We start from the raw sequence: 11108 nt of genomic DNA, 5'->3' as shown, positions 1-11108 counted from the left end.
TTTTGTGTTGCCTTGATTTAGCGAGCAATTTCCAAGATTTTCAAGGGTTTTAACCCTACAGTGCCAAATTAGTTTCCGTTGCGTTAAGCTTTCAAAGCAACGCAGCCATTTGTTCCACTCCGCAAAAGATTTGCTGGCCGCAGTTTTGGTCATGGCCGAGATAGGATGGCCGAGGTAGGATTGACCGAAACAAACAGAGGCGCACCCAAACTTACGCACCGCGTGTGCGACCTCCGCCAAGTCTCGCGCAGCGAAGTGCAAGTATTCGTAGCCCGACGTGAGCTAACGATTGATCTAATCAGCGGATGCTGACGATCTTGATGATGCGCTCAAAGCCGTGCTGGATACTCAGATCCGCGACCTCGAGCAGCGTATCGAAAGCGTCATCGCACGGGAGGAAACGTCCGCCAGCAATCATTACTCATGCTGTCTGGCTATATTGTCGCTTCAAGCTCAGTCTTCGTGAGGTTGAAGAGATGTTTCTGGAACGAGGAATTGATGCCTCGTACGAGGCCATCCGGCGATGAATCGTGAAGATCAAAGGCAGGGAGTTCTGGCTGTGGCGCGCCGTCGATCAGAATGGCGTTCTGTTGGATGAGATTCTTCAACGTGGGCACGATAAGAACGCTGCTAAACGCCTGTTGCGCGGGTCAATGAACAGACAGGATGAAACGCCCCGGTTTTACCGGAGACCTTTAGCTTCATTTCACGCGACTATATCGAGCACGTCGCGCTGTGCATCGAAGGTCTCTTCTGCCTCGGCTGGCGGGATGTTTCCGATGGGCTCAAGTCGCCGGCGGTTGTTGAACCAATCGACCTATTAGCCGGTAGGCGATGCTTGCATCGCCATAAGGCCATCCGAGTGTGGCCATTTCCAGATGCTGCATGTTGCGCCACGGTCCCTGACCCCTCTCGGGATTTGCGTGCAGATCCCTGCCGGTCAGTGGATGGCGCGATCGTCAGACCCCTGCAGATCGACTCGACGCCGTAAACAACGCGCTGATCTTCCCCTCTCGCGCATGTAAACATACGCGAGAGGGCCGCGAATAAAGGCGATCATCGCTTCAGTAGGCAGCGCGATGCAATGGCTGCAATCGCGCCCGCCTGCATTTCGTAGGAGCCTTGATGCTCAAACACCATCCTGACTGCTCGTGCGCGGATCTCAGGTGAGTAGCGATTTGCCATTTTGCTTTTCGTAATAACCATCATCCTTAGCTAAGTTGATGGTCTCCGACGAACCCGCGCGATTCAACTTACGGGGGCTACTAGTATCCAGTTTGCAGCCCCTGGGCAGTCCCGGGACTTGAAGCCAAGAGGTGCAGAAACGGCAGCCACTTTAAGATACTATTTTTCCTTGATAAAAGTGGTGCCCGAAGGCGGACTCGAACCACCGACACGCGGATTTTCAATCCGCTGCTCTACCAACTGAGCTATTCGGGCACTCTGGCCTTTCGGCCTTGCTGGGCGGTTACTAAATCAGGGCGGGGAGGCTGTCCAGAGGGATTTGTTAGAAAATTGAACCGCGCGGGCGTTGCGCGGATCAGTGGGGCTTTTGCGCGCCGCCCTGCAAGTCGTCTGGGTTGGTGGGGGCGCGTTCTTCTTCCTCGGCGATGTCGCCGGGGATGACATAGGATCCGTTCAGCCAGCGCGCCAGATCGACATCGGCGCAGCGTTTGGAACAAAACGGGCGGTATTTCGGATCAGACTCTTTGGCGCAGATCGGACAACTCATAGCGCGTCCCCAAGCAGAGACCTTAACGCAACACGATCGCGTTTACGCTGCAACTCAAAATTGCCAAGCGGGGTCCAGCCGGCCAGTGACGCTTCGGCCTCGCCTTTGAACGAGGTGCGGAGCTGCTGTTCGAGCGGCTGGCGGTCACGTTTGGGCATCGGCGCGAAATCGACGGTGATCTGACCGCCCAAGCCGCGCAAACGCAACTGTCGCGGCAGGGCGCGCGCGGCGGCGATATTAGCCTTGAGGCCCGCCGCCGGAGAGGTGTCATTGCCGGTGTTCACATCCACGGCAATCAGGGCGCGGGTGGGTTCGATCATCATATGCGCACCGTCCGTTAGCTCGACGCGCGGCTGCAACAGCGCCTCGATCGCATCCGTCGCGCCGTGATCATCAAATCCGCCCTCGATCACCTCATCAGGGGCGGGATCGGCCCAGTCGCGCCACGCCTCTTCATGCGGGCTGGGCGCATCAACCAGCAATTCCGGCGCACCCGAGAGATCGGCCATCACGGCCTCAGAAAGAGCGCGCATCGCGACGATATCTTCGGTGATTTCATCGCCATCCGCATGCGCGGCAACCGAGCGCAGGATCAAACCGGCCTGCGCATCTGCCATTTCAGCCTCGGCGAGCGCTTGCAGGGTTTCGCGCGTGTCCTCGTCACGAACCCGGCGCGAGATATTCAGCCCCGGCGCGCCGGGAGTCACAATTGCAAAGCGCGACTTGAACAGCACGCGCAACGTGACGGGCAGCGCCTTGCCGGGCTCGGTTCCCCCCGAGACCTGCACGATCACGGTCTGACCGGGGCTAAGCCCCTTTACTTCACGCAGGAAACCGCGCGCGCCTTGGGGCAGATCGACGAACACGCCGCCTTGCCCCTTCATCTGACGCCCGATCACGCCGCGGCAGATCGCACCGGGGGCCAGCGCCACACCGGGATCAATCAGCAAATCTTCCAACTGCCCATCGACCATCAGCGCAGCGGCTTCACGACCCGCGATCTGATCCAGCAAGACGACCCGTCCAATCATGCGCTCTCTCTCTTGATACCGGCTGCGGCCAAAAGCGTTGCGGTCTCGGCCAAGGGCAGGCCGACAACGCCCGTGTAGCTGCCTTGCAGCCACGGCACAAAGGCCCCGCCTAAACCTTGGATCGCATAGCCACCCGCCTTGCCGCGCCACTCGCCGCTTGCCAGATAGCCGTTCACGTCTTCATTGCTGAGCGGTTTGAATTTCACCACCGTATCAACCAGCCGTTCGCGCAGCCCATCAGCGCTACGCACGGCCACGGCAGTCAGCACATGATGGCGTCGCCCCGAAAGCAGCCACAGAAACTCTGCCGCCTGTTTGTCATCCTCGGGTTTGCCAAGGATGCGGCGACCGCAGGTCACGGTGGTATCGGCGCTCAGGATGACCTCATCAAAGGCCATCTCTAGCGCCATCGCCTTTTCGCGTGCCATGCGCGCAACGTAATCGCGCGCGGCCTCGCCTTTGATCGGGGTTTCGTCGATATCAGCAGGGCGCAGGGTAGCAGGCTCCAGACCCAATTGGGCCAAAAGCTCCCGCCGACGCGGGCTTGCCGATCCCAGAATAAGTTTCAACAGACCCGCTTACTTGAAGCGGTAGTTGATGCGACCCTTCGTCAGGTCATAGGTGTTCATTTCCACCTGCACCTTGTCGCCTGCCAGAACGCGGATGCGGTTCTTGCGCATCTTGCCTGCCATATGCGCGATGATCTCATGGCCGTTTTCCAGCTCGACCCGAAACGTCGCGTTAGGCAGGAGTTCCTTAACGACGCCGGGAAATTCGAGCATTTCTTCCTTGGCCATGGTCACTCCGTATTTGAAAATCCGCAAAAAATGCGGGCGAGCGTTAAATGCGCCCGGATGGGCGAAAATTCAAGCGTAATGTCGGCCGGTGTCGGGGTTTTCGCGTCAGAACCAGCCTGTTTGGCCGAAAAAAGCGCGTTTGAGGCCGTGTTTACAGGGGCTTGCACACCAAAAACCTGTGACAGATCGGTTTGCACCCGCACTGAGTCGCGCTTTAGATACGCGGCGGGCCAAAGCGCTCGATGAGATGCTTGCGGATCTGGTCGCGGGTATCGCGATAGGCGGCCAGTTTGGCGTCGCGGCTCTCACCGATTCCGGTCGGGTCAAAGATCGGCCAATATTCTACGTCGAGATGAAAAAACCGCGTTAATTCCAATGCTTGACGTTGCGACGCAGGCGAGAGCGCGACGACCAGATCAAAGGCCGATAGATCATCGCCCCATTCCTGCAATTCGGTAAAAGAGCGCGAACGGTGACGCTCCAGATCCACCTCGATTTCAGCCATCACAGCGATTGTGAACCCGTCAATCTCCAGATCGGCCTTCACACCTACGGATTGGACATAAACATCGGTGCCGTAGAATTTCTTCATCATGCCTTCGGCCATAGGCGAGCGTGTCGCGTTATGGTCGCAGGCAAACAGCACCGATGAGGGAAGCGCGCCCATCCCTTACCTCGGCGTCAAAACGGCGACGAGGGTGAACAGCCGCCGGGCGGTGTCGATATCGACCTCGGCCTTGCCTTCAAGACGTTCCTGCAAAATTCGCGCGCCCTCGTTGTGGATCCCGCGCCGGGCCATGTCGATGGCCTCGATCTGGCTGGGGGGCAGTTTTTTTACCGCTTCGAAATAGCTTTCGCAGATTTGGAAGTAATCCTTTACCGCTTGCCGGAACGGGCCGAACGACAGGTGAAATTCCGCAACCTTCTGGCCGTCCTCGGTTTGCGTATCAAACACCAGGCGCCGGTCGCGCACCCCAAGGGTCAGGGCAAAAGGCCCAACGGGTGCGGGCGAACCGTCACGCCCGGGTAGCACAAAGCTGTTGTCTTCAAGCAGGTCATACACGGCAACTTTGCGCTCTTGCTCGATCTCGGGCGAGGGCGCGGGCATGCCGCCGGTATCCAGTTCGAGTTGGCTGATCCGGGCCATCACAGCTCTCCTTTATTGAGCGCATCCAGACGCGCGCGCACGCTCAGCCCATGCGCCTCTAGACTTTCCGAGATCGCCAGCGTCTCGGCTGCCGGGCCAATCGCCTTCAGCGCGCCGGGCGTCATTTTCGCAAGTGTCGTGCGCTTGAGGAAATCCATCACCGATAGCCCGCTTGAAAACCGCGCCGAGCGCGCCGTGGGCAGCACGTGGTTCGGCCCGCCAATATAATCGCCAATTGCCTCGGGCGTATAGGCACCCAAGAAAATCGCGCCGGCATGGGTGATTTGCTCTGCCAGCGCGTCGGGGTCGGCCACGCAGAGTTCAAGATGCTCGGGCGCGACGCGGTTGGACAGGGTCGCGGCCTCGGCCAGATCCTGCGCCACGATCACCGCGCCGAAATCGCGCCAGCTTGCGCCTGCGATCTTGCGCCGTTGCAAGGTTTGCAAGCGCGCCTCGACGGCCTTGCTCACCGCATCGCCGAAAGCCGCATCCGTGGTGATCAAAATCGCCTGCGCGCTTTCGTCATGCTCGGCTTGGCTAAGCAGATCGAGCGCGATCCAGTCGGGATCGCCCGTACCATCTGCGATTACTAGAATTTCTGACGGCCCCGCGATCATGTCGATGCCGACGCGCCCGAACACCCGCCGCTTGGCTGCGGCAACAAAGGCATTGCCCGGGCCGGTGATCTTATCAACCGGTGCGATGGCGTCCGTGCCATAGGCCAGCGCCGCAATCGCCTGCGCGCCCCCGACGCGGTAAACCGTATCGACCCCCGCGATCTGCGCCGCCAGCAACACCAGCGGATTGACCACGCCATCCGGCGTCGGGCAGACGACAACCAACCGCTCAACCCCGGCAACCTTGGCAGGGATCGCGTTCATCAAAACAGATGAGGGATAGCTCGCCAGCCCGCCGGGCACATACAGCCCCGCCGCGCTGACCGGCCCCCAGCGCCAGCCCAATTCCGCGCCCGCCGCATCAGTCCAACGCTGATCCTCGGGCATCTGGCGGGCGTGATAGGCGCGGATACGTTCTGCCGCGAGTTCCAGCGCGGCGCGCTCGGCTGGCGGAACTTTCGCGATCTCGGCTGCGATCTCTTCAAGGGAAAATGCGAGCCGATCTGCGGTTATATCGAAGCGGTCGAATTTGGAGGTCAGCTCAATCAATGCCGCATCCCCGCGCGCGCGTACATCCGCGATAATATCGGCCACGATGGCATCCACATCGGGGCTGTCTTCGCGCTTCATACCCAAGAGGCTTTGGAATTGGGCCGCAAACCCGTCTTCACGCGTGTCAAGAAACTGCACCATCACTCGTCTCCTTATCCGCCTTCGGAATTAGACAGTCTCGCCCGCCCCCGCAAGCGCCGCCCCGATTTTCGGTGCGTTTTCCCGTTTCATCTAGCTCGAAATACTCCCGCCGGAGGCTCCCGAACCTTCTGCTGGACGCTCCGCGGGGAGTATTTCCGGCCAGATGAAACCGGTTCAGTCGGGATGATGGGGCGCTTTTCCCGAAGGCGCGCGATAGGGGCGCTCAACATCGCGCAAGTCGACATCCAGGCATTCGACATCAGCGGCAATGGCCCCGTCGCCTGCGAGGGTAATGACGACACGCCCTGCCCCGTCTTGACCGGGTTCAAAAGCGATATCAAGGATTGAGAGCACGAGGTCTGGGTCGGCGCGATCAATGCCTTGGCTTGCCACATGGGTGACATCCGAGACCACAAGAAGCGCGCGCACCCGTTCGTAGGCGCGCCTCTCGGCTTCGGCTTGCGCCTTATCTTCCCAGCGAAAGCGGTTGATCAGAAGCGCGAGACGGCGGGCCTTGGCCTCCCAGACGATTTCGGTGATCGGCAGAACCGCGTCTTGCACCAATGCGGCCATCACCGACAGATCGGCCTGCGTTTCAGCGCGCAGCGCCATTGCGCCCTCTCCGCCATCCTCAAAACGTGCATCTACCATCCGTTTTCCCTTTCGCGCTGTGATCGGCTTACGTCTTACATCCGCAAAGCGATCACTCGCCCTTCACACGTTCAATATGCGCGCCCACGGCGCTCAGCTTGTCCTCGACCCTCTCATAGCCGCGATCAAGGTGATAGACCCGGCTAACCATCGTTTCGCCCTCTGCCGCGAGCCCCGCGAGAATAAGCGAGACCGAGGCGCGCAGATCGGTCGCCATCACCCGCGCGCCGCGCAGCTTGTCGACGCCATGCACCGTCGCGTGCCCGCCGTGGACCTCGATATTGGCGCCCATGCGCAGCAATTCCGGGGCGTGCATAAAGCGGTTCTCGAAGATCTTTTCTTCCAGAACGCTGGTGCCCTCGGCGGTGCACAAAAGCGCCATCATCTGCGCCTGAAGATCGGTGGGGAATCCCGGGAAGGGTTCCGTCACCACGTCAACCGCGCGGATGCGGCCGTTTTTGCGGCTGACCTTGATGCCCGCCTTGGTTTGCTCGACCGAGACGCCTGCGGCATCAAGGCGTTCGCAGAAGCTCTCGATCAGCTCGATGCGCCCGCCAAGGCATTCCACTTCGCCGCCACAGATCGCGGGGGCCAGCATATAGGTGCCCAGCTCGATTCGGTCGGCAACGACGGGGTGGGTTGCGCCGTGCAGCCGGTCCACCCCCTGAATTTCGATCGTGTCTGTGCCATCGCCCTCAATCTGCGCGCCCATCGCGCGCAGGCAGTTCGCCAGATCAACGATCTCGGGTTCGCGGGCGGCGTTTTTCAGCACGGACGAGCCTTTGGCCAGCGACGCCGCCATCAGGAAGTTTTCCGTCGCGCCTACCGAGGCAAAGCGCATTTCATGCACCGCGCCTTTCAGCCCACCTTGCGTTTTGGCATGCAGATAACCATCGCGCAGCTCGATTTCAGCGCCCAGCGCGCTCAGCGCATCGACGTGGATATCCATCGGGCGCGCGCCAATCGCACAGCCGCCGGGCAGCGACACGACGGCATGGCCCAGCCGCGCCAACAGCGGCCCGAGCACCAGATTCGAGGCGCGCATTTTGCGCACGATATCATAATCGGCGACCGGATTTATCTCGCCATGGCACGACGCGGCCAGAACCTTGCCCTCTTGCAGCGCCGTCACCTCGGCCCCGAGAGATGCCAACAATTCGGTCATCGTGCGGATATCGCTCAGGCGCGGCGCATTGGTCAGCGTCAACGGTTCGTCACTCAGCAGCGTGGCGGGCATCAACGCCAAACAGGCGTTTTTCGCCCCCGCAATCGGAATTTGACCCTTAAGCGGGCCATTCCCGCGCACGATGATACTGTCCATTCAACTGCCCTCATTCTTGTCATTTTGCGATGTCGCCGCATCGTTCTTACGCGCACGCGCCTGTGCCTTGCGCTTTTGTAGGTTGGCGCGCAAGGCCTCGGCCAGGCGTTCTTCCCGGCTGGGTTTGGGCGCGCCTTTACCCCTGGATATATCGCTGCGATCCTGTGTCATGGCGCCTCGTTTACCCTGCAAGGCAAATCCTGTCGAGAGAGAGGGCAGATTTGCCCTTGCACCATAGCGCGATTGAGTCTAAATCCCCGCCACGGTCGGAAGCGACATATACCGGCGCTGTGGTAGCTCAGTGGTAGAGCGCGTCATTGGTAATGACGAGGTCGGGAGTTCAATCCTCCCTCACAGCACCATTTCTCCATTTATGCCTGTCAAATCCCCTAACACCTTGAAGGGGAAGGTTGTTTTCGGAGTTCCATACCCCTCATTTCGGCAGTATCTCGGCGGCTCTGCAAAGGCCAATCTAAGCACTGTTTGCTTTGCTGCATGACTACCATTTTTGTAAATATTCCAGGGGCTTGAGAGGAATTTTAGGGTGAGTTCCATACATTCCTCCAGCCTTGCCTTACTTGGCACCTTCTTCTCAGCCTTCTCAGCCAGCACAATCTTCTGACGTTCCAGCTTGTCGATACGCTCTTCGAACTTCTTGGCGACCGTCCGGTTGTCTGTTTCAACCAAGCGGTCGATCAGCTCTTCGACCTGCTTCTCGGCATCCCTTAGCTGGCGTTTCCACTCGCCCTTCGCAGCGTGCGCTTGCTGGGCGCGCATTTCCCAAGCGTCAGCAAACATCGCCTTGACCAGACCATAGAGCTTCTGCGAAGGCGTCAGGCTCTTAAGGATGTCCTCAAAGCCGTCTTCGAGCTTTGCGCGCGGGATGCACTTGCTCTTCTCGTCGCAGCCTCGTGTTTCACAACGGTAATAAGCGTAACGCCGATACTTTCCTGTCGACCAAGCCGCCGTCATGGGATTGCCGCAGGAATTGCAGGCCACGAATCCACGCAACGGAAAATCGACGTTGTAGTCCTTCCGTGCAGCTGGAGCGCGTTTCTTGCCTTCCAGGTTATCCTGAATACGCTGATATGTCTCGAATGAGATGAGCCCCTCATGCTGGCCCTCACGAACCGCGACGCCCCATTTGGGAGCCTCGACATGACCAGCGTAGACAACCTTCTTGAGCAGGCGCGTCACCGTCATGGGGCGAAGAGAGCCGTCTTTGCGGTCCTTCGGAAAATATGGATCACGCTCAAGGAAGCGCTTAACCTCGGACTGCGTGGCGAAACGCCCAATGGCGTATCCTTCCAGAGCTTCACGGACGCTGGACGCCAGAGGTTCGTCGGGTACAAGCACTTTGCCGCCGCCTCCTTTGGCGGAAACGCGTTTATATCCGACGGGCGCGCGGAATACCCAAAAGCCGCTTTCAACGCGTGCCTTCATTTTCTGGATCACCTGGCGGCGGTTTTGTTCGCGCTCAAGATGGCCCTGCGCAGCCATGATCGTTTCAATGAATTCGCCTTCAGGCGTATCCTCAAAATTGAAATTTAGACACTTGGGCACCGCGCCGCGCGCGGCAAGCTCTTGTCTTAGTTTCCAGTGAAATTCTCGGTCGCGCGCGAACCGCTTCAAGTCATCAAAAACAATCACATAGGATTTGCCTGGCTGTGCATCCAAATAGCTCAAAAGCGCTACCATGCCGGGGCGCTTCATAAAGTCACCGCCGCCGGATACATCGTCGGGGAACACGGCCTCCACATTGAGCCCATGGCTTTCAGCGTAGGATCGGCACCGCTTCTCCTGAGATTCTAGTCCGCCGCCGTCGGTCCTTTGCCTGACCGAGGACACGCGGCAGTAAATCAGCGCCGCATGTGCTTCCCCTTCGATTTTTTGCACATTACTCATGAATCCTCCTTTGCAATGCGGGGCTCAAGAGCCTGCAATCAGGTTAAACTTTTCGCTCAAGGTGTGTGCCTTTGACTTTACCACAACTTGCTTGGCTGTCCCGCAGAAACCTTCACCTTCGGGCACTTGTCCACATGCATCCTGCAAGGGCACTACGCCGAAGCCAAGGTCCACAAAACACATGACAATCTGCCAAATTGACCGGATGATCTGTTCTTTGTTTTCTTCAGACAAATCAGGATCATCGAGCCAAGCCTGATATTTTGCTATATCGACCTGAAGCATCTTCTTCGGCGCGACTTCCAGCGCCATGCCGAGGGCCTCAGCAAGAACGGGAGCCCCATCAAAGCCGTGGCCATTTTCATTATTCACCATTTCTGCAACCTCCATAAGTTGGTGGTGTGCAGGCGCGCGTCTGCAATCATCCGCTACACGCGGATGCGCGATTTCTTGTGAACACTCTGAAACAGGAGCTTGGGTATCGCTGCGGACGTTGCTTGCCGCAATTGCTCCATCTTTTTCCAGTTTAGCATATTTTATGCTATCACCACAAATTCTGCGGGTTTCAGGCGGATTTTTGGTTTGTTCAGTCATGGGATGCTTTCTTATTTAAGGTAGGAGTTGGGATTATGGTTTCGGGCGATGGCCTTCGATGAAGCTCCATTCGCCAAGCTTGTATTGAGGCAGGTGCGCATGACTTGCTGGCACAGCCTCATGGATCACGTGGAGGCTGGACCTGCCGCCCCAGCGGCCCGGTATGCTGACGCTGCTAAAGTCGCGGTCAAAATACGGATTCGGGCCGTAAAGACCTGTGTAGGCCGCGTTGGTATAGTATGGCGTCTTGTCGGCCATGAAGGGAGAAATGCCATAGCCGGATGGCATGACGAGCGACTGGTTTTGCGACATACCGAGAATTTCTTCTGGCGTACGCAAAGGCCGAGAGAGCTTGCGCTTGTGTTGCTGCTCATAATCGAGCGCCCGCAAAGCCGATCCCGTTTTTAAGGGGTCGCCACCTCCAAAGATGGCTTCCCGAACGGCCTCCCTACGGGAGCGCTGCGCGCGCTGCTGGGTCAGATGGTCGTCCAATTCCAAAGTCTGGTTGCCGAGCTTAGCGCTCAGCATTCGCGCGGTTTCCAAATCTGAGATACCACCGCCAAGATAAATTTCGAGGTCAGCACTAGCCTGAAGTGAACCGCCCCGGGTTTACCGGAGGG

12 protein-coding genes, 2 tRNA genes and 3 pseudogenes are annotated in these 11108 nt (G+C 58.7%); 2 read left to right on the top strand and 15 right to left on the bottom strand.

Annotated elements, in window-relative coordinates; translation table 11 throughout:
- Positions 1 to 413 precede the first annotated feature (413 nt).
- A pseudogene (locus DT23_RS19000) lies at positions 414 to 680 on the top strand (DDE-type integrase/transposase/recombinase); the annotation flags it as partial.
- Between the two features lie 26 nt (positions 681 to 706).
- Here DT23_RS19000 and DT23_RS20000 read toward each other — a convergent pair.
- The 12 genes and pseudogenes from DT23_RS20000 to murA form a co-directional block, all read right to left on the bottom strand.
- Positions 707 to 905 (bottom strand): annotated as a pseudogene (locus DT23_RS20000) (hypothetical protein); the annotation flags it as partial.
- Positions 906 to 1074: 169 nt separating this feature from the next.
- Positions 1075 to 1200, bottom strand: a pseudogene (locus DT23_RS20395) (IS3 family transposase); the annotation flags it as partial.
- A 164-nt stretch (positions 1201 to 1364) separates the two neighbouring features.
- Positions 1365 to 1440 (bottom strand) — tRNA-Phe (locus DT23_RS08860).
- 100 nt (positions 1441 to 1540) lie between these two features.
- Positions 1541 to 1732: a DNA gyrase inhibitor YacG gene (locus DT23_RS08855; protein ID WP_038130541.1), complete on the bottom strand. Its 192-nt coding sequence runs from the start codon at positions 1730 to 1732 to the stop codon at positions 1541 to 1543.
- On the bottom strand, positions 1729 to 2763 hold the full coding sequence (locus DT23_RS08850; protein WP_038130540.1) for a ribonuclease E/G: 1035 nt from the start codon (positions 2761 to 2763) through the stop codon (positions 1729 to 1731). The genes DT23_RS08855 and DT23_RS08850 overlap by 4 nt, the downstream gene beginning before the upstream one ends.
- Positions 2760 to 3332, bottom strand: a complete 573-nt coding sequence (locus tag DT23_RS08845) for a Maf family protein (protein WP_038130539.1) — start codon at positions 3330 to 3332, stop codon at positions 2760 to 2762. Before DT23_RS08845 ends, DT23_RS08850 begins: the two co-directional genes overlap by 4 nt.
- A 9-nt stretch (positions 3333 to 3341) precedes the next feature.
- Positions 3342 to 3560: a translation initiation factor IF-1 gene (gene infA / locus DT23_RS08840; protein ID WP_010397442.1), complete on the bottom strand. Its 219-nt coding sequence runs from the start codon at positions 3558 to 3560 to the stop codon at positions 3342 to 3344.
- Positions 3561 to 3774: 214 nt separating this feature from the next.
- A complete protein-coding gene (locus DT23_RS08830; protein ID WP_038130536.1) occupies positions 3775 to 4227 on the bottom strand; it encodes an arsenate-mycothiol transferase ArsC in 453 nt (150 codons plus the stop codon).
- Between the two features lie 3 nt (positions 4228 to 4230).
- Positions 4231 to 4707 carry a UPF0262 family protein gene (locus tag DT23_RS08825; protein WP_038130534.1) on the bottom strand — a complete coding sequence of 159 codons (477 nt, stop codon included), beginning with the start codon at positions 4705 to 4707 and terminating at the stop codon, positions 4231 to 4233.
- On the bottom strand, positions 4707 to 6017 hold the full coding sequence (hisD, locus tag DT23_RS08820) for a histidinol dehydrogenase (protein WP_038130533.1): 1311 nt from the start codon (positions 6015 to 6017) through the stop codon (positions 4707 to 4709). The genes DT23_RS08825 and hisD overlap by 1 nt, the downstream gene beginning before the upstream one ends.
- Before the next feature lie 174 nt (positions 6018 to 6191).
- The gene (locus DT23_RS08815) at positions 6192 to 6668 is read right to left on the bottom strand and encodes a DUF2948 family protein (RefSeq protein WP_038130532.1); all 477 of its coding nucleotides are present in this window, start codon (positions 6666 to 6668) and stop codon (positions 6192 to 6194) included.
- A 52-nt stretch (positions 6669 to 6720) separates the two neighbouring features.
- A complete protein-coding gene (gene murA / locus DT23_RS08810; RefSeq protein ID WP_038130531.1) occupies positions 6721 to 7989 on the bottom strand; it encodes a UDP-N-acetylglucosamine 1-carboxyvinyltransferase in 1269 nt (422 codons plus the stop codon).
- A 287-nt stretch (positions 7990 to 8276) separates the two neighbouring features.
- On the opposite strand from murA, the gene DT23_RS08805 reads away from it, so the two are divergent.
- A tRNA-Thr gene (locus DT23_RS08805) sits at positions 8277 to 8351 on the top strand.
- Here DT23_RS08805 and DT23_RS18805 read toward each other — a convergent pair.
- The 3 genes from DT23_RS18805 to DT23_RS08785 are packed head-to-tail and all read right to left on the bottom strand — an operon-like array spanning position 8341 to position 11016.
- Positions 8341 to 9894 carry a recombinase family protein gene (locus DT23_RS18805; RefSeq protein WP_063139684.1) on the bottom strand — a complete coding sequence of 518 codons (1554 nt, stop codon included), beginning with the start codon at positions 9892 to 9894 and terminating at the stop codon, positions 8341 to 8343. The genes DT23_RS08805 and DT23_RS18805 overlap by 11 nt on opposite strands.
- A 24-nt stretch (positions 9895 to 9918) precedes the next feature.
- Entirely contained in the window at positions 9919 to 10488 is a 570-nt protein-coding gene (locus DT23_RS19450) for a hypothetical protein (RefSeq protein WP_156023896.1), read from the bottom strand.
- Between the two features lie 33 nt (positions 10489 to 10521).
- A complete protein-coding gene (locus tag DT23_RS08785) occupies positions 10522 to 11016 on the bottom strand; it encodes a hypothetical protein (RefSeq protein ID WP_038130524.1) in 495 nt (164 codons plus the stop codon).
- Positions 11017 to 11108: the final 92 nt, after the last annotated feature.

Origin of the sequence: Thioclava indica (assembly GCF_000714545.1) — a bacterium.
GTDB classification, from domain to species: Bacteria; Pseudomonadota; Alphaproteobacteria; order Rhodobacterales; family Rhodobacteraceae; genus Thioclava; species Thioclava indica.
This window is presented reverse-complemented; position numbering and strand designations above follow the sequence as displayed.